Source organism: Gemmatimonadaceae bacterium (assembly GCA_020851035.1).
In the GTDB taxonomy this organism is placed as follows: domain Bacteria; phylum Gemmatimonadota; class Gemmatimonadetes; order Gemmatimonadales; family Gemmatimonadaceae; genus JACMLX01.
In genome coordinates, this window is sequence record JADZDM010000021.1 from 455,298 (window position 1) to 473,417 (window position 18,120).

An 18,120-nucleotide genomic window follows, 5' to 3' on the forward strand; every position below is an offset into this window, starting at 1 on the left:
ACTCTGAGTCAGGCCGGCCCAAAGGACTCTGAGTCGTTCCCCAGCGCCACTCGCCCCCACCCGGATTCCCCCGCGCGAAACTCCCCGCGACACCGCACGTATGGTTCTCCAGGCACCACTCGCCCGTTTCACAGGAGCTCACGATGTTCGGACTGTTGGCCATTGCCGCCAGCCTGGCGGTCACCTGGGCCGGCTACACCGCCGCCCGCAATTTCGTCCGCCAGCGGCTGCGTTTCGTCGACGCAGCGCAGTCGGGCTGGGCCCCGATCCTCGCCGGACTCGGCGCCGCCATCATCGCCACCCCGCTGGCCGCCCTGCTGCCGCTGATCGGCTCCGGGACCGCCATCGCCTTCGGTGTGAGCGTCGGCATCGGCGTCGCCAACGGCCAGCGCGACATCAAGCGGTCACTCCCCAGCGGGTACTGACCGCACCAGTGACCACGGGCCGGCCCCATCGGTCCGCGTCCGCCCAGCGCTGGACACCACACGCCACGATCCGCCAACCCGGATCGTGGCGTGTGTCGTATCACCCGCCGGATCCCGGCCGGCGCGCTGTGCCGGCCATCGCGGCGGGATAGCTTCGGGCATGGATCGACGCGCCTTCGTGGCCGCTCTCGGCGGCATGCCGCTCACCCTCGATGCTGCCGCCCGCACCATCGTGACCGAGGCGAACCGGCACGTCGCCGGACTGGCACCCGATCTCGTCGCCGAGGACGAGACGTACTGGCTCAGGGTCCGCGCCGCATTCTCGCTGGATGCCAACCACGTCAACCTGAACTCCGGCAGCGTCAGCCCCGCGCCCCGTGTCGTCTCCGACGCCATGCAGCGCTACTGGACGCTGACCAACATGAGCCCCTCGTACTACGTGGACGAGCTGCTCTACCCCGAGGTGGAACTGGTGCGCCGGCGGCTGGCGGCGCTGTTCGGGTGCGACCCCGGCGAGCTCGCGCTCACGCGCAACACCAGCGAATCGCTGCAGATCGTGCAGATGGGGCTCCCGCTGTCGCGCGGTGACGAGATCGTGAGCACCACGCAGGACTACCCGCGCATGCTCACCGCATGGCGGCAGCGCGAACGGCGCGACGGCGTGGTGCTGAAGCTGGTGTCGTTCCCCGTGCCCCCGCCGTCGATGGATGACCTGGTCGCGCGGATCTTCGCCGCCGTCACGCCGCGCACGAAGGTCATCCACATCTGCCACATGACGTACACCACCGGGCAGATCTTCCCGGTGCGGCGCATCTGTGACGAGGCGCGGCGGCGCGGCATCACCAGCATCGTGGATGGCGGGCACACCTTCGCGCACTTCCCCTTCACGCGCGACGACCTGGGGTGCGACGTGTACGGCTCGTCGCTGCACAAGTGGCTGTGCGCGCCGGTGGGCAACGGCCTGCTGTACGTGCGCACGCCACTCATCCCGACGATCTGGCCGCTGCTGGCGGCCGAGCCCTCCCAGGACGGCGACATCCGGAAGTTCGAGGCCATTGGCACCTACCCGATCGCGCTGCGCACGGCAGTGAGCGATGCCGTCGGGTTCCACGAGGAGATCGGCGGCGAGCGGAAGGCGGCACGGCTGCGCTTCCTGCGCGAGCGGTGGATGCGCGCGGTGGAGACGCTGCCCGGCGTGCACCTGCTCACCAGCCACGACCCGCAGCAGGCGTGTGCACTGGGCGCGATGCGCCTCGACGGCATCGGCGCGCAGCAGCTCACCGACACGCTGCAGCAGCGCTGGGGCATCCACGTGCGGCCGCGCTTCGTGGCCGGTGAGTTCGAGTGCATCCGCGTGACCCCGAACGTCTTCACCCGGCTCGACGAGGTGGACCTCTTCGTCGAGGCCATCCGCACACTGGCCACCGCACGCCGCTGACCGAGCCATGCCCATCCCCCGTCGCGACTTCCTCCGCACCACCGCCGCCGGCCTCGCGCTGCTCGGCACCGGTACCGTGCCCCGCCTCGGCGGGGGCATCGACCGCCCGCGCCCGTCGCGCGCGCAGCTCGCGTGGCAGCGCGACGAACTGGCGATGTTCGTCCACTTCGGGGTCAACACCTTCACCGATCGGGAGTGGGGTGACGGCAGCGAGCACCCGTCGATCTTCCAGCCCACGGCGCTCGATGCGCGACAGTGGGCGCGCACGGCGAAGATGGCCGGCTTCAAGGCGATGATCCTCACCGCCAAGCACCACGACGGATTCTGCCTCTGGCCGACGAAGACCACCACGCACAGCGTGGCATCCAGTCCGTGGCGGGGCGGGCGCGGTGACGTGGTGCGCGAGTTCGTGGACGCCTGCCGCGCGGAGGGGCTCCGGCCCGGACTGTACCTGTCACCGTGGGACCGGCACGAACCGCGCTATGGCGACTCACCGGCGTACAACGACGTCTACGTCGCGCAGCTCACCGAGCTGCTCACGCAGTACGGGCGGATCCACGAGGTCTGGTTCGATGGCGCGAACGCCGAGGGGCCGAACGGCCGGCGACAGGTCTACGACTGGCCGCGCACCTGGGCGACGGTGCGGACACTCCAGCCCGACGCGGTGATGTTCTCCGACGCCGGGCCCGACGTGCGCTGGATCGGCAACGAGCGCGGCGCGGCGGGCACCACCAACTGGTCCACGGTGGATCCGCGGATCGTGACGGTGCCCGGGATGAGCGGCGACGAGGTCATGCGCTCGCTCCAGGACGGCGACCGTGACGGCACGGTGTGGCGCCCGGGTGAGACCGACGTCTCGATCCGGCCGGGGTGGTTCCACCATCCGGCCGAGGACGCGAAGGTGCGCACGGCCGACGACCTGGTGCAGCTCTACTTCACGTCGGTGGGGCGCAATTCCAAGTTGCTGCTGAACGTGCCGCCGGGTCGCGACGGGCGGTTCCACGCCACCGACGTGGCGAACCTGCTCGCGATGCGGGCGCAGCTCGATGCGATGTTCGCGCGCGATCTCACGCGCGGCGGCCTGCGCAGGTGGCGCAGCGACATCGCGGGTCGCGGCACGGCCGAGGTGACGCTGCCGGTGCCGGCCCGCGTGGGGATCATCGACCTGCGCGAGGACATCGCGCAGGGCCAGCGGGTGGCGCAGTACACGCTCGACGTGCACGATGGCTCGGCATGGCGCGAGCTGCAGCGCGGGACGACCATCGGCTACCGTCGCCTGGCGAGGGTGGAGGCCGGCGTGGTGCACCGCGTCCGCGTCCGCGTGGACGATGCACTGGAGCCGCCGCTGCCCGTGACGATCGGCTGCTACGCGGGCTGAGTGCGGCAGCCGTGCCCGGGTATCCGGCGCACGACACGCGCGCAAATCCCCGCCATCGGTAACAATGGTTTGACCGGAACGGTCGCGACCGTACCGCGTACTTACCTTCTCGCCTTCACGCTCCCGGTGCGGTCGTGTCGTCGCCCCGCCGCGTTTCGCGACTGCATGCTGCGGTCCCGCTGCACCGACACTCGCCATCGTCCTCCCGCACATGACCGCTCGTCATCACGACGCCCCGTCCCTGCGCGACAGCTGGCGGGCGGACCTCCCGGCCTCGCTCGTCGTCGTGCTCGTCGCGCTGCCACTCTGCCTCGGCATCGCGCTCGCGTCGGGCGCCCCGCTCGCCTCGGGACTCGTGGCCGGCGTGATCGGCGGCATCGTGGTCGGGGCACTGTCGAACTCGCAGCTGATGGTGAGCGGGCCCGCCGCCGGCCTCACGGCGATCGTGTTCGCCGGCATCGGCACCCTGGGCTCGTTCGAGAACTTCCTGGTGGCCGTGGTCATCGGCGGCGTGCTACAGGTGGGACTGAGCGTCGCCCGCGCCGGCGTGATCGGCTACTACTTCCCGAGTGCGGTGATCAAGGGAATGCTGGCGGCGATCGGCATCATCCTGATCCTCAAGCAGCTGCCGCACGCGGTGGGCTTCGATGCCGACTTCGTGGGTGACGAGTCGTTCGCGCAGCCGAACGCGGAGAACACCTTCACGGCGCTGGCGCACATGTTCCAGCAGACGCAGCTCGGCGCGGTGCTCATTGCCGCCGTGTCGCTGGCGGTGCTCATCGCGTGGAGCCGGCCGGCACTGAAAGTGCTGCGCGTCGTGCCGGCGCCGCTGGTGGTGGTGGTGCTGGGCGTGGCGCTGAACCAGCTCTTCGAGGCGTCCTGGCCCGCGCTCGCCGTGCGGTCGACCCACCTGGTGCAGCTGCCGGTGGCATCGTCTCCCGCCGGGTGGGCGGAGTTCCTCACCACGCCGTCCTGGGGCGCGCTGACCGCGGCCGCCACGTGGAAGCTCGGGGTGACGCTGGCGATCGTCGCCAGTCTCGAGACGCTCCTGAGCCTCGAGGCCACGGACAAGATGGATCCGTACAAGCGGGAATCGGACACGAACCGGGAGCTGATGGCGCAGGGCGTCGGCAACACGCTGTCCGGGCTGGTGGGCGGGCTCCCGCTGACGGGCGTCATCGTGCGGAGCGCGGCGAACATCGACGCCGGCGCGCGGACACGGTGGTCGGCCATCCTGCACGGCGTGCTGCTGCTGGTGGCGGTGCTCTCGATTCCCGCGGTGCTGAACCTGATCCCGCTGGCCGCCCTGGCGGCGATGCTCATTCACACCGGGTTCAAGCTTGCGGCGCCGGCGCTGTTCCGCACGGCCTGGCGCCAGGGGCGCGCGCAGTTCATCCCGTTCACCGTGACGGTGGTGGCGATCGTGCTGACCGACCTCCTGATCGGGATCGCGATCGGGCTGTCGGTGGCGGCGGCGTTCATCCTGGCGCAGTACCTGCGGCAGCCGGCCCTGCGCCTGATCAGTCCGCAGGGCACCGTGCTGAAGCGCTATGCCCTTCCGGACCAGGCGACATTCCTGTCGAAGGCAAACCTCGAAAGGACCCTGAGCGCGTTGCCGGAGGGGAGCCGGATCGAGATCGACGGCAGTCACACCACACGGTTCGACCATGACGTCCTGGAACTGCTGCACGGCTTCACCGCCACTGCCGCGCTCCGTGACATCGACTACCGGCTCGTGAACGTCCCGGCCGCCCTGACGACGCCCACCCACAGGCACTGAGCATGAAGCACTACGAAGAGCTGTTCGCGAACAATCGGAAGTGGGCCACCAACGCCGTCGCCACCGACCCGATGTACTTCGAGCGCCGGGCCGCCGGCCAGGAGCCGCACTTCTTCCTCATCGGCTGCTGCGACTCGCGGGTGCCCACCGAGGTGCTCACGGGAGCCAAGCCGGGTGAGATCTTCACGCACCGCAACATCGCGAACCAGGCGCACCCGAATGACCTGAGCATGCTGGCGGCGCTGGAGTACGCGGTGGAGTTCCTCGACGTGACGCACGTGCTGGTGTGCGGCCACTACGGCTGTGGTGGCGTGAAGGCAGCCACGGGGGCGCAGGGCCACGGCGTGGTGGACCACTGGCTGCACGTGATCCGCGACGTCTACCGCTGGCACCTGCCGGAGCTGGACGCGCTGCCCGACGAGACGGCGCGGGTGAACCGCCTGGTGGAGCTGAACGTCGTGGAACAGGTCTACCAGCTCTCGCGCACCCCGGTGGTGCAGCGCGCGTGGGCCAAGGGGAAGCGCCCGATCCTGCACGGCCTGGTGTACGACATCCACGACGGGCTGCTGAAGGACCTCGTGACGGGGCTCGACAGCGAGGAGAAGGTGCATGCGCTGCGGAGTGCGGTGACGGGGCCGACGTCGGTGCACACCGACCGGGCCTGACTCAGCCGGTCAGGGCACGCAGACGACGGCGGCCGGCGACGAGGAGCACGGCCGCACCGGCCACGCAGAGCCACCCGAACCAGTCACCGAAGCGCGTGTAGACGGTGCGGATTGGCGGGGGGACGACGGTGGTGACCAGCAGGCCAGCGCCGGGCATCCCGGCACTCGGGCGTTCCGCGATCACCCGCCCGTACGCGCTCGACACCGTCAGCAGCCCATCGCGCGACGATCGGATCACCATGAAGCCGTTCTCGACGCCGCGCACCATCGTCATGCGCGCGGCGAGCGTGCGGTCGACGGTGAAATCCCATGCCGGCACCAGCACCACGGCCACGTCGCGCGCACCGTACTCACGGGCAAACGAGGCGAAGTGCATGTCCTTGCAGATCGCCAGTCCGGCCCGGAATCCGCTCACGTCGCGGACGGCGAAGTTCGTGCCTGCCCGATAGGCGCGTTCCGGAGGGGCGAGATGGTGCTTCAGGTAGGCATCGTCCAGCCTGCCGTCCGCACCGAACAGCCACGCGAAGTTCTCCGGCGGGCCACCACCATCGATGGTAATCGAGGCCAGCAGGCCGACGCGCTGCGCTGCGGCCAGGTCGCTGAAGTACCGCTGCCACTCGCCGGCACCGGCCGGTGTCGTGACTGCGATCTTCTCCGGCAGCACCACCAGCCGTGCTCCCTGCGCCGCAAGTTCCGCCACCCTGGCCGCGTACGCCGACCGGATCGCCCCGATGTAGGGAGCCCTGGCCTGCAGGCCGATCGCGTCGTCGATCGCCACGAGGCCGATCGTGACCGAGGGGCCGGCCTGACGCTGACGGAGGCGCGCGGCGCCGAACGCCATTGTCACGGCGAGCGTGAGCATCACGGCGATGCACGCCCTGACGGTGCCCCGTGGCCGACGACCGTGCAGCAGCACGAACGCAATGGCCGACGGGACGAGCGTGAGCACGAACAGCAGGCCCGGCACTCCGAGTATCGACGTGACCTGCAGCAGCGGCAGCATCCCGACCTGCGTGTAGGCGTAGCTGTTCCAGTTGCCGTCTGGCAGCGCGTGGGCCATCACGGTGTCGACCGCCGTCCAGAGCAACGGCAACGCGAGCATGCCCGGCACCACGGACGCGTGCCGCAGGTGTCGCTGCGCCGCGTTCAGGATCCCGGCCAGCACCAGTGCCAGCGCCCCGCTGACCCCGATCGCCAGGCCCGCTGGCATTATCCGCGTCAAGGCGGACAGGTTCCCCGACTGCGCGACCAACGCAGCAAGGACCATGAGCCAGCGGGTGCGCGCGTGTGGCGAACGACTTGCCAGCACCAGTGCAGGCACCGGTGCGACCCAGGCCAGCCAGGCCACCGGCTCGAGCTGCACCACCAGCCGAAGGAGCACCCCGCACCCAAGCGCGAGCGCGACGCTGGTGCCGAGCGAGAGCGACGGCGCGGGCGCAGACACAGCCTGACGTGACACCATGATCACGGGAGCAAAAGAGGGATCGGCGACCAGAGCACCGGCATCGCCACCTACGGATAGATTTGGCACGAGTGTCACCGAGACCGCCAGCAGGCCAGGCCGGCGCCACAGGCGGGCGACGTCCTGAGACAGCTGCCTCACCGATGGAGCCGTCACATGCGCACGTTCCTGTCCGGATACTCGGTGGCGAGCGTCGCTGCGGCGCTGGTCGTCGGCTGCACGCTGTCCGCCCAGCCGACCCCCTTCGACATCGTCATCCGCGGCGGCCGCGTGCTCGACCCCGAGTCGGGGCTCGACGCCATCCGGGCCATCGGCATCCGCGGCGGGCGCATCGCGGCGATCAGCACCGGGGCGCTCACGGGGCGGCGCGTGATCGACGCCCGCGGGCTCGTCGTCTCACCCGGCTTCATCGACCTCCACTCGCACGGCCAGGACGACGAGAACTACCGCGTGATGGCGATGGATGGCGTCACCACCGCGCTGGAGCTCGAGGCCGGCACCGCCGACGTGGCGAAGTTCTATGCCGACCGCGCGGGACGGGCGCTGATCAACTTCGGTGCCGCCGCCAGCCACATCAAGGCGCGCATGACGGTGCTGCACGACGCCGGCATCGCGAGCAACACGCTCCTCCCGCTCGACTCGGCCGGCTACGTCGTCGCCACGGCGGCGCAGGTGGCGGAGATGCGCCGCTTCATCGAGCGGGGACTCGACGCCGGCGGGCTGGGCGTGGGCATGGGACTGCAGTACACGCCGGCCGCCACGCGGCAGGAGGTGCTCGAGGCGTTCCGCAGTGCCGCCAGCCGCGCGGCGCCGGTGTTCGTGCACACACGCTCGTGGGGGGATGCGGAACCGGGCAGCTCGGTGGAGAGCTACCTCGAGGTGATCGGCGCCAGCGCGATCACCGGCGCACCGCTGCATATCGTGCACCTGAACAGCACCAGCCTGTCCAACACCCCACACACGCTCGCGATGGTGGCCGAGGCACGGCAGCGCGGCCTGGACGTGACGACGGAGGCGTACCCGTACGTGGCCGGTGCGACGGAGCTCTCGTCGCCGCTGCTCGACCGGTACATGAACGCGCCCGACAGCGTCTTCGGCTCGCTGATGCTGGTGCGCACCGGCGAGCGCCTGACCCGGGAGACCTTCCTGCGCAACCGGAAGAATCCCGGTGAGAAGGTCATCCTGTTCGTGAACACGCCGGCGATGGAGGCGATGGCGATCACGAGTCCCCTGACCGCGATTGCCAGCGACGGGCGGATCGAGGACGGCAAGGGACATCCGCGCACCGCGGGCACCTTCGCACGGGTGCTCGGCCACTATGTGCGTGAGACGCAGCAACTCACGCTGATGCAGGCCGTGACGAAGATGACGCTCCTGCCGGCGCGGCGGCTCGAGCGGCGGGCGCCCGTGTTCCGTGGCAAGGGACGGCTCCGGGTGGGGGCCGATGCCGACATCGCCGTGTTCGATCCCGCCACGGTGATCGACCGCGCGACGTACGCGCAGCCGGCGCTGCCCTCTGCCGGGTTCCGGTTCGTGCTGGTCCACGGTGTGCCCGTCGTGTCCGACGGGGCACTGGTCTCCGGTGTGTTTCCCGGTCGCGGGGCGCGCGCGCCGGAGCGCTGACGGACGCGGGTACATTCCGGCATGCCCGGACGGACCCGCACCCCGCACGCGACCGCGACCATCAGCACGCCCGAGTCCCGCGCGGCCGACGCCGCGGCGTTCGTGCGCAGGTATCGCTGGCTGATCCTGCTCGGCCTGATCACGGCGGCGATCATGGAGGTGCTGGACACCACCATCGTCAACGTCGCGCTGCCGCAGATGGCCGGCAACCTGAGTGCGACGCAGCAGGAGATCGGCTGGGTCAGCACCGGCTACATCCTCGCGAACGTGATCTTCCTGCCGATGACGGCGTTCTTCGCGTCCCGGTTCGGGCGGCGGCGCTACCTGACGGCATCGATCCTGCTGTTCATCGTCGCCTCGGTGGCGTGCGGCTTCTCGACCTCGCTGATCCAGCTGGTGTTCTGGCGCATCGTGCAGGGCGCCGGCGGCGCCGCGCTGCTCTCCACCGCACAGGCCACGCTGCGCCAGATCTTCCCGAAGGAGGAGCAGGGCCTGGTGCAGGCGGTGTTCATGCTCGGCGTGATCGTGGCCCCGACGCTTGGCCCCACCCTTGGCGGGTGGATCACCGACAACTACACCTGGAACTGGTGTTTCTTCATCAACCTGCCCATCGGCATCGTGTCGATGTTTCTGGTGAGCAGCTTCCTGCGCGACCCACCGGACCAGCAGGCGCACACCGGTGACGTGGACTGGCTTGGCATCGCGCTGCTGTCCGTCGGCGTGGGCTGCCTGCAGTACGTGCTGGAGGAGGGCAACGCGAAGGACTGGTTCGAGGATGGCCTCATCGTGCGCCTCTCGGTCGTGGCGGCGGTGTCGATCGGCACGATGCTCTGGTGGGAGCTGCACCCGCGCAACACGCACCCGGTGGTGAACTTCCGGGTGCTGAAGAACCGGCAGCTGTCATCGTCGCTGTTCCTGTTCATCGCACTCGGGTTCGGGCTCTACGGCGGCGTGTTCCTGTTCCCGCTGTTCGCGCAGGGCATCCTGCACTTCACGCCGACCGAGACCGGTCTGGTGATGCTGCCAGGCGGCCTGGCCACGATGGCCAGTGCGCTGCTGTGCGGTGCCCTGCTCAACGGCGCGAAGCCCAAGGCCGACCCGCGGGTGCTGATCGCCCTCGGCGTGCTGCTCTTCGCGATCTCGATGTGGCAGATGGGGTCACTCACGACCGCCGCCGGCGCCGATGACGTACAGACGGCGCTGCTGATCCGCGGCTTCGGCCTGGGCCTGCTGTTCGTGCCGATCAACAGCGTCGCCTACGCCAGTATCAAGCCGAGCGAGGCACAGCAGGCGGCGGGGCTGATCAACCTCTCGCGCCAGCTTGGCGGCGCCTTCGGCATCGCGGTGCTGGCCAACCAGGTGGCCAAGCACACCGCCATCCATCGCGGCGACCTGATCGCCTCGGTCACCGCCGGTGGCCTGCTGGCCGAGGAACGGGTGCGGATGATGGCGCAGGCATTCCTCTCGCGCGGCATGGATGCGCAGGCCGCGCACCAGGCGGCGCTCTCGGCGCTCAACGGGCAGGTGCAGCGCCAGGCGATGATGCTCAGCTTCAACGACGCGTGGTTCTTCGTGCTGCTGGTGTTCCTGCTGGTGTCGCCGTCGATCCTGCTGCTGCGGAAGCCGGGCGCAGGACCGAAGCCGGTCGTCGAGGCGCACTGACCCGACGGCTCGAGCGCAGTCTGGCATCGTGAACGGCTCTGAGGCGCACTGACCCGACGGCTCGAGCGCAGTCTGGCATCGTGAACGGCTCTGAGGCGCACTGACCCGACGGCTCGAGCGCAGTCTGGCATCGTGAACGGCTCTGACGCAAAGACGCAAAGGGCGCGAAGGACGCAAAGAGGTTTGCGCCACGTGCCACGTCTTGCGTGCCACGCCATGAAGAAGGCTGTGGGAACTGCGGTTGCGGTTGCAGTTCCCACAGCCTTCTTGGGCTCCTCGTTTCGCCGACAGATGCCGTGCGACAGGACTCTTTGCGTGCTTTGCGCTTCTTCGCGTCTTTGCGTCTTTGCGTCTTTGCGTCAAAGCTGTTCAAAGATGCCCGCCGATCACGAACGTCAGGACGACGCAAGCAGACCGTGACACCACGCGACGAGGCGCGAAAGCATGCCCTTCGCGCTCGCGAAGAAGTCGGGCGCGAAGTAGTCGTGCATGGCGTCAGCGGGCGTGATGATGGCCACCTCGGGGCCGGTGCCACGGTGCAATGCCTTCACGAGGAACTCGCGCTCGGCGGCGATGCGGCCGAAGAGCGACAGGCGCAGCTGCACGGTGCCCGGCGCGGTGTCGAACGACTGGCGCACCAGCACCAGCAGGTGCGTGCCACCACGTGCGGCGAGCGGATCACCCTCGTCGATCGCGACGGACGGGAGCAGCAGGTCGCGCCGCCCCGCCGTGCCATCCGACCGGATGGTGATGCCGGCATCGAGTTCGACCAGGATCTCGGCACGCCGCGCGTCGAGCTCGGATGGCGACATGCGGCCGTCACCGTCCGCGTCCCAGCGATGGAGCGCCGAGACGGGGACCGAAAGGGCGGCGAACACCGCGTTGTCGCGCACGTTGAGCGTGCCCTGCTGCGCCGGCATGAGGTGCGCATGCGCCGGTGTCGCACGAAGCAGCAGGGCGACTGCGAGCGCCACCAGCCGATCTACGTTGCGCATCACCCGGCCCCGACGGCGCCCTTCACGCAGCGCTGGATGTACGGGAACGTGTCGGTGATGTAGTAGTGGTAGGTGCCGTTCGGGAACTCCGGCGTCACGCCCGTGCGCCCGTTGCACTCGTCCAGGTCACCACTGCCCGCCGCGTACTCGTAGTCGGCCGTGAAGGTGCCCATCGGAAAGATCGACACCGCCGGGCGGCCCGCCTCCGGCGTCGCCTTGAGGCGCCAGCTCGGCACCATCGCGCGCACCGCGGACGTCGCGCTGGTGGCGGTCGCATATCCGTAGCGGGCATACACGGGGAAGCCATCGACGCTGAAGCCGACGAGCGTCATCGCGACGCCCTTGTTCAGCTTCGTGAGGTACGCCTCCGGCATGCCATGGTAGTGGTACTGCCCGTTCGGCTGCGTGTGGGCATTGCTCTCGTCGGTGCCGAAGACGAAGGCGCCGCCGATCGCCTCGAGCCGCCACGGATCCGTGGTGCCACCGATCGCGTTGCAGCCCGCTCCCGGTGCGGTGGAGGTGGCCGTCGGCGCACACGAGCCGGCGGTGGCGGGATCGAGCTTCACGCCGTTCAGCGCGTAGCCCGGCACGAACGTCAGGCCGGTCGTGATGCTGGACTGGAGCACCGGCGCGAGGCGCATGGACACGTGAACCGACTGCACCGACATGGCAGTTGCGAACGAGCCGGAGGTCACCGGGTGGTTCGGGATGCCGTTCGCGGTGAGGGTGCGTGTGATGCCGGCGCAGGTCCACTGCGAGGTGCTGGGGGCGTTGACCCGCGTGCTGCCGTTGAACTCCGAGATGCTGAGGCCGCAGGCGACACCGAGTGAGGTGCCGGGATCGGTGGGCGTGGTGGTGGGGTCGTCGGACGAACCGCACGCCTGCATGGCGGTGAGCCCGCAGAGGGCGATGAGGGACGTGGTGCGCATGGAAGCCTCTGGGGTGGAGTGTGCCGGTCACGGCAGGGCGACGGTTGGACACCGGCAGCCAGTCGGTCATTCCCCGACATCGGGCGTTCCCCCGACTGTCCAGCGCCCGGGCACCGGCGCACGTTTGGCGATCGGGGACCGTCGTCCCCGCCCATCCACCGTGCCGGAGCCCACCCGATGACCCGATCCACCCTCCGCAGGCTGCTCCTCACCGCCGGGCTCGCGCTCGGCGCCGTCCCCACCCCGGCCATCGCCCAAGGCGGCGGCCCGCTCCCCGACAGCATCAAGGCCAGGCGCTGGGCCACCGAGAACGAGCTCCAGTCGCTGGCGGTCGTCAACCGCAAGGTGATGATCCGCATGCGCGACGGCATCCGCATCCCGGCCGACATCTACGTGCCCAGGGACTCGACGAAGAAGTACCCGGCGATCTGGTCGCGCACGCCGTACAACTTCAACTACTGGGACGTGCAGAACGGCGTGCCGCGCGACATGAGTGCGGCGCTCTACGCCATCAAGCGCGGGTACGCCTGGGTGGACATGCAGGAGCGCGGGCACTTCTTCGCCGAGGGGAACTACGACATCCTCGGCGCACCGCTGTCCGATGGCGATGACGAGCTGAAGTACCTCACCAGCCAGCGCTGGTCGAACGGCAAGGTCGGCGCGACCGGCTGTTCCTCCACCGCCGAGTGGCAGCCGGCCGTCGCCTCGCTCGGCAACCCCGGCTTCGCCGCCATGAACGTGCAGGGGTTCGGCGCCGGCGTGGGCAAGATCGGGCCCTACTGGGAGATGGGGAACTGGTACCGCGGCGGGGCGGTGCAGATGCTCTTCATCGACTGGCTGATGGGTGAGCAGAACCAGGTGCGTCCGATGTTCCCGGCCAGCACCACGCAGGAAGAGCTGATCCGCGTGTCGAAGTCGTTCGACCTCGCACAGCGGCTGCCCCCCGTGGACTGGGCCAAGGCCTTCTGGCACCTGCCCACCATGGACCTGATCAAGAACCTGGACGGCCCGCACGGCATCTTCGCCGACTCGATGCCCGTGGCCACCGGCGGGGCGATGATCCGGCGCGCGCCGAACGATCCCGCCTGGCGCCGTGGCGGGCTGTGGCACGAGGACATGCCGATCAACATCCCCGGCCTCTGGTTCATGTCGTGGTACGACGTGTCGACAGGCCCGAACATCGCGATGTACAACCACGTCGTGCAGACGGCGAAGGGCACCGGTGCCGGCAACCAGTGGATGATCATCGCCCCGGTCGCCCACTGCTCGTACACGCGCGCCACCGAGCACACCGTGGTCGGCGAGCGGGACATGGGTGACGCCCGCCTCGGCTACCAGAACATCGTCTACACCTTCTTCGACCAGTTCCTGAAGGACAACGGCAGCCGCGGCATGGACACCATCCCGAAGGTGCACTACTACGTGATGGGGAAGAACGAGTGGCGGACCTCCGACCGGTGGCCGGTGAAGGACGCGTCACCGTTGACCTTCCACCTAGGCAGCGGCGGCAATGCCAACACGCTCGATGGCGACGGGCGCCTGGCGCTCGCCCCGCAGCGCAGCGACAAGCCGGACCGGTTCGCCTACGACCCGATGAAGCCCGTGATGTCGCTCGGTGGAAACGTCTGCTGCCAGGGCAACGCGGTGCGCGCCGGTGCCATGGACCAGCGCCCGACCGAGGCCCGTCCCGACGTGCTGGTGTACACCTCCGAGCCCTTCGCCGAGGGCATGGAGCTGAGTGGGCCGATCATCCCGACGCTCTACGTGTCCTCGGACGCGAAGGACACGGACTTCACGGTGAAGGTGATCGACGTCTACCCCGACGGCCGCGCCTACAACCTGGACGAGTCCATCCAGCGCATGCGCTACCGCGAGGGATACGACAAGCCGCCGGTGATGATGGAGAACGGCAAGGTGTACAAGGTCACGTTCCAGCCGCTGAACACCAGCAACTGGTTCGCCCCGGGCCATCGCCTGCGCATCGAGGTGTCGAGCAGCAACTTCCCGCGCTTCGACCGCAACCTGAACACCGGGGGCGACAACTTCAGCGAGACGCAGGGCGTGGTCGCCAACAACGTGGTGCACCACTCGGCGCGGTACCCGTCCACGATCACGGTGACCGTCGTGAAGCCGACGGTCGTTCCGTGACCGTGCGGAGATCGTAAACGGCTTTGACGCAAAGGCGCAAAGGGCGCGAAGGACGCAAAGAGTCCCGGCGCGCTGCAGCTGTCGGCGAAGCGCGTGGCGTGAACGTGCTGGGGGAACTGCAACGGCAACTGCAGTTCCCCCAATGCCCTTCTTTCGCATGCCGCAGACACGGACCGTCTGCGCAGACCGCTTTGCGTCCTTCGCGCCCTTTGCGCCTTTGCGTCAACGCGGTTCGAGATGCCATCGCGACGCAGACGCCTGAGAGTGTTGCCAATGTGGTGTCAGGGGGCATTTTGGATCCGGCGGGGCACGCGGGATGCCCCGACTTCACCCTTGCCCTGGGGTATACATGTCGACCGATGCACCGCGCGAGGGCACGGCACCGCCTCGCGACGCCCTCACCCGCCGTGAGTTCTCGAAGGTGGCCGCGGGCCTCGCGCTCGCGCCCGGGCTGATCGAGTCACACCTCGCGACACCGGCGCCGCACGCCGCCAGCACGGCGGCGTGGCCCGGGTACGACGGGGCCATGGTGATCGACTTCCTGGCCAGCGCCGGGCCGTTCAACACCCCAGTCTCCGTGGATGCGCTCACACCGGAGATGCTGCGCAATGTGCAGGAGTCCGGCATCACGGCGATCAACCTCACCATCGGCGGCCGCAATCCGGAGGAGGTGTTCACCACCATCGCGCGCTGGGAGCGTGACCTCGAGCGTCATCCCGGCGTGCTGATGAAGATCCGCACCAGCAGCGACCTGCAGGTGGCGAAGCGCGAGCGGAAGCTCGGCCTGATCTACGGCTTCCAGGATGGCGTGGCGATCGACCGTGACCTGTCCCGTGTCGCACTGTACCACGCCTTCGGGCTGCGCATCGTGCAGCTCACCTACAACGTGCGCAACCTGTTCGGCGACGGCTGCCTGCAGCCGGAGAACGGTGGCCTCACGCCCCTCGGCCGCGAGCTGGTCGAGCGGCTCAATGCGCAGGGCGTGATCGTGGATCTCGGCCACTGCGGCCAGCGCACGACCGCCGAGGCCATCGCGCACTCGGGGAGGCCGGTGGCGATCAGCCATTCCGCGTGCCGGGCCATCGCCGACCGGCCGCGCAGCAAGCGGGATGCCGAGTTGAAGGCGATGGCCGACAAGGGCGGCGTGATCGGCCTCTACCTCATGCCCTTCCTCTCGATGCAGGGCCAGCCCACGTCCGACGACCTGTTGCGCCACATCGAGCATGCCGTGAACGTGTGCGGCGAGGACCATGTCGGTATCGGGAGCGACCTCTCGATCACGCCGCACGTGGTGGACGACGCGTACATGCGCACGCACCGCACCTTCGTCGAGGGCCGGCTCAAGGCCGGCATCGCCGCGCCGGGTGAGGACCCCGACGTGCCGATGTTCGTCTCGGACCTCAACACCCCGCGGCGCATGGAGCGCATCGCCGAGAAGCTGCAGCAGCGCGGGCACGGGGCGGCGCGGATCGAGAAGATCCTCGGGGGCAACTTCGCCCGCCTCATCCGGGACACCTGGCTTCGCTAGTGTCGGGCATCGCTGAACAGCGTTGACGCAAAGACGCACAGGGCGCGAAGGACGCAATGAGGTCCGCGCAACAGGTCGGTTTCTGCGAGGCACACCACAAGACGGGCTGGGGGAACTGCAGTTGCCGTTGCAGTTCCCCCAGCCCTTCATACCCATCGCTTCACCAACATGTGGAGCGCGACAGAACCATTGCGTCCTTCGCGCCCTTAGCGCCTTTGCGTCAAAGCCGTTCAGGATGCCCGCAGAACGCGCGAGCTAGAACCGGAAGCCGTAGCCGACGCTGAGCAGCCAGGGATCGACCTTCACCTTCGAGACCGTCGTGCCGGCCGACTTCACGTCGCTGCCGATCGTCACCTTCTTCACGTCGAAGTTGATGAACTGGCCCGGGCGCACCTGCACATCCGCACCCACCTGGCCAGCCACGCCGAGCGAGAAGTCGTCGAGCGTCAGCGCACCGACACCCGGCACGGCGATCTTGTCCTTCATGATCAGCGTCGCGTTCACGCCGACGCCCACGTATGGGCGCACCACGCCGGCCGGCAGGAAGTGGTACTGCGCCAGCAGCGACGGCGGGAGGTGGTAGAACGTGCCGATCTTGTTGCCATTGAGCTTCACGTCCTGCTTCTGCGGATACGTCAGCACCAGCTCGGCGGCAAAGTGCGGCGCGAAGAAGTACGAGATGTCGACTTCGGGGAAGATCTTGCTGTTGATCGTGATCTTGTCGGCGGCGACGCCGAGCGACGGGATCGCATCCGACTGGTTGGCCGGCGTCAGCGACAACGCGCGCAGGCGGATCATCCAAGGGCCTTCCGCGGCCTTGGTCTGCGCGGCGGCCGGGAGGGTGATGGTGAGAAGGGCACCCAGGACGAGGGAGGAACGAAGGAAGCGCATTCAGGACTCCATGTGACGGTTGAACTTCGTACCGTCACTCTACCGCACCTGTCCCTCACCGACAGTCAGGCAGCGCACGTAACCGGTGTAGGGGTTGCACCCTGCATGGGGGTTACCTGACGCGCGCGTGTCGCCTCGCTTTCCGTGGCGCCACCGGCGCCTGCAGCAGCGCACCATCGAGCGTCAGTGCCCCGCTGAAATAGTCGGTGGCCCACGCCGGACGCACGCGGTCCAGCAGCATCGCGTACGCCGCGCCCACGGGATAGAACGCCACCCGCCGTGCCACCGCCATCGGCAGCACGGTCGCCGCGGTGCGGATCTCGTGCTCGAGCGCATCGGCTTCGTCGGCATAGCTCGTGAAATCCGGGAGCGCGCGCATGGCAGCGGAGGGTTCGGCCAGCCGGCTGGCGAGTCGGGCCACGCGCAGCTCGATGTAGCGGGCCACCCCTTCCTGCCACATCTGGAAGCCCAGGTAGCGGTAGTCGGCTGGCGTGAGTGCGGCTTTCAGCGCGGTGCGGGTGGCGATCACCTGACCCAGCGCGGCCGCCGGCACCGGCGACGCCGTGCCCGTGGGTGGTGGCGCGAACGCGGCGGCCAGGAGCGCGGCGGTGAACGCCGCGAACCGCGTGCGCACCTGCGGCGCCTGATATGGAAACGGGAACGACAGCATCCACTGACCCGTCTCGTCCCCCCGCGCGAGGTCGATCGCCCTGAGTGCAGGCTGGTAGGACGGGTGCGACATTTGCAGCTGGTGGAAATGCTCGTGCATCACGGTGAGCACCCATTGCGTGGAGCGCCGCCCGGTGGGCCCTGCCCCGCCCACGACCACCGTGTTCACGCCCCCGACGGCGGGGAAGGTGGCCAGCAGCGTTGGTGGCAGGGTGGGCGCGCGCCGGTACACCTCCGTACCGAGCACGGAATCGAATCCGGCGCGCACGAAGTCCGGCGTCGGTGCGGGGTGGTGGAGCAGGAACTCCGCGTCGGGGGTGAGCAGCAGCACCGCGAACGGCGCGGTGCCCCAGCCGCGCCAGGCGCTGTCGCCGATCGACCGCACGAGGCGGAACGCCTCGGCCAGCCTGACTCGGTCGCCCGCAGGCAGCGTGATGTCCTGCGCGCAGAGTGGCGCGCCCGGAACGACCGCGAGCAGCGCGGCCAGCAGCAGTGATCGCATGAAGCACCCAGGAGAAGTCGGTCCC

General features: G+C 69.1%; 14 protein-coding genes. 9 read left to right on the forward strand and 5 right to left on the reverse strand.

Annotated features, from left to right (window positions below):
• Positions 1-143 precede the first annotated feature (143 nt).
• The 5 genes from IT355_14645 (at position 144) to IT355_14665 (ending at position 5,686) form a co-directional block, all read left to right on the forward strand.
• Positions 144-425 carry a hypothetical protein gene (locus IT355_14645; protein ID MCC7054505.1) on the forward strand — a complete coding sequence of 94 codons (282 nt, stop codon included), beginning with the start codon at positions 144-146 and terminating at the stop codon, positions 423-425.
• A gap of 196 nt (positions 426-621) precedes the next feature.
• Entirely contained in the window at positions 622-1,863 is a 1,242-nt protein-coding gene (locus IT355_14650) for an aminotransferase class V-fold PLP-dependent enzyme (protein MCC7054506.1), read from the forward strand.
• A 7-nt stretch (positions 1,864-1,870) separates the two neighbouring features.
• Positions 1,871-3,241, forward strand: coding sequence for an alpha-L-fucosidase (locus tag IT355_14655; GenBank protein MCC7054507.1), 1,371 nt, complete (start codon positions 1,871-1,873; stop codon positions 3,239-3,241).
• Positions 3,242-3,452: 211 nt separating this feature from the next.
• Positions 3,453-5,021, forward strand: coding sequence for a SulP family inorganic anion transporter (locus tag IT355_14660; GenBank protein MCC7054508.1), 1,569 nt, complete (start codon positions 3,453-3,455; stop codon positions 5,019-5,021).
• 2 nt (positions 5,022-5,023) lie between these two features.
• Entirely contained in the window at positions 5,024-5,686 is a 663-nt protein-coding gene (locus IT355_14665; GenBank protein MCC7054509.1) for a carbonic anhydrase, read from the forward strand.
• A 1-nt stretch (position 5,687) separates the two neighbouring features.
• On the opposite strand, the gene IT355_14670 is transcribed toward IT355_14665, so the two are convergent.
• A complete protein-coding gene (locus tag IT355_14670) occupies positions 5,688-7,130 on the reverse strand; it encodes a hypothetical protein (protein MCC7054510.1) in 1,443 nt (480 codons plus the stop codon).
• Positions 7,131-7,304: 174 nt separating this feature from the next.
• Here IT355_14670 and IT355_14675 point away from each other — a divergent pair, with 174 nt between their 5' ends.
• Complete coding sequence (locus IT355_14675; GenBank protein ID MCC7054511.1) at positions 7,305-8,771, forward strand: amidohydrolase family protein; 1,467 nt, start codon at positions 7,305-7,307, stop codon at positions 8,769-8,771.
• 21 nt (positions 8,772-8,792) lie between these two features.
• Entirely contained in the window at positions 8,793-10,433 is a 1,641-nt protein-coding gene (locus tag IT355_14680; GenBank protein ID MCC7054512.1) for a DHA2 family efflux MFS transporter permease subunit, read from the forward strand.
• Between the two features lie 395 nt (positions 10,434-10,828).
• Here IT355_14680 and IT355_14685 read toward each other — a convergent pair whose 3' ends face one another.
• Entirely contained in the window at positions 10,829-11,428 is a 600-nt protein-coding gene (locus tag IT355_14685) for a hypothetical protein (protein MCC7054513.1), read from the reverse strand.
• Positions 11,428-12,357 carry a YHYH protein gene (locus tag IT355_14690; protein ID MCC7054514.1) on the reverse strand — a complete coding sequence of 310 codons (930 nt, stop codon included), beginning with the start codon at positions 12,355-12,357 and terminating at the stop codon, positions 11,428-11,430. The genes IT355_14685 and IT355_14690 overlap by 1 nt, the downstream gene beginning before the upstream one ends.
• Positions 12,358-12,534: 177 nt before the next feature.
• On the opposite strand from IT355_14690, the gene IT355_14695 reads away from it, so the two are divergent.
• Positions 12,535-14,505: a CocE/NonD family hydrolase gene (locus tag IT355_14695; GenBank protein ID MCC7054515.1), complete on the forward strand. Its 1,971-nt coding sequence runs from the start codon at positions 12,535-12,537 to the stop codon at positions 14,503-14,505.
• Positions 14,506-14,854: 349 nt separating this feature from the next.
• Complete coding sequence (locus IT355_14700) at positions 14,855-16,033, forward strand: membrane dipeptidase (protein MCC7054516.1); 1,179 nt, start codon at positions 14,855-14,857, stop codon at positions 16,031-16,033.
• A 255-nt stretch (positions 16,034-16,288) separates the two neighbouring features.
• On the opposite strand, the gene IT355_14705 is transcribed toward IT355_14700, so the two are convergent.
• Positions 16,289-16,924 (reverse strand): OmpW family protein, encoded by a 636-nt coding sequence (locus IT355_14705; protein MCC7054517.1) that lies wholly within the window; start codon positions 16,922-16,924, stop codon positions 16,289-16,291.
• 112 nt (positions 16,925-17,036) lie between these two features.
• Positions 17,037-18,095: a hypothetical protein gene (locus tag IT355_14710; GenBank protein ID MCC7054518.1), complete on the reverse strand. Its 1,059-nt coding sequence runs from the start codon at positions 18,093-18,095 to the stop codon at positions 17,037-17,039.
• Between the last annotated feature and the right edge of the window lie 25 nt (positions 18,096-18,120).

Excerpts from the sequence above, each read along its gene's own strand:
- IT355_14710 (MCC7054518.1), bottom strand. The coding sequence starts at position 18,095 with ATGCGATCACTGCTGCTGGCCGCGCTGCTCGCGGTCGTTCCGGGCGCG.
- IT355_14655 (MCC7054507.1), top strand. The coding sequence starts at position 1,871 with ATGCCCATCCCCCGTCGCGACTTCCTCCGCACCACCGCCGCCGGCCTC.
- IT355_14700 (MCC7054516.1), top strand. The coding sequence starts at position 14,855 with ATGTCGACCGATGCACCGCGCGAGGGCACGGCACCGCCTCGCGACGCC.
- IT355_14675 (MCC7054511.1), top strand. The coding sequence starts at position 7,305 with ATGCGCACGTTCCTGTCCGGATACTCGGTGGCGAGCGTCGCTGCGGCG.
- IT355_14680 (MCC7054512.1), top strand. The coding sequence starts at position 8,793 with ATGCCCGGACGGACCCGCACCCCGCACGCGACCGCGACCATCAGCACG.
- IT355_14685 (MCC7054513.1), bottom strand. The coding sequence starts at position 11,428 with ATGCGCAACGTAGATCGGCTGGTGGCGCTCGCAGTCGCCCTGCTGCTT.
- IT355_14660 (MCC7054508.1), top strand. The coding sequence starts at position 3,453 with ATGACCGCTCGTCATCACGACGCCCCGTCCCTGCGCGACAGCTGGCGG.
- IT355_14695 (MCC7054515.1), top strand. The coding sequence starts at position 12,535 with ATGACCCGATCCACCCTCCGCAGGCTGCTCCTCACCGCCGGGCTCGCG.
- IT355_14690 (MCC7054514.1), bottom strand. The coding sequence starts at position 12,357 with ATGCGCACCACGTCCCTCATCGCCCTCTGCGGGCTCACCGCCATGCAG.
- IT355_14650 (MCC7054506.1), top strand. The coding sequence starts at position 622 with ATGCCGCTCACCCTCGATGCTGCCGCCCGCACCATCGTGACCGAGGCG.
- IT355_14705 (MCC7054517.1), bottom strand. The coding sequence starts at position 16,924 with ATGCGCTTCCTTCGTTCCTCCCTCGTCCTGGGTGCCCTTCTCACCATC.
- IT355_14645 (MCC7054505.1), top strand. The coding sequence starts at position 144 with ATGTTCGGACTGTTGGCCATTGCCGCCAGCCTGGCGGTCACCTGGGCC.
- IT355_14665 (MCC7054509.1), top strand. The coding sequence starts at position 5,024 with ATGAAGCACTACGAAGAGCTGTTCGCGAACAATCGGAAGTGGGCCACC.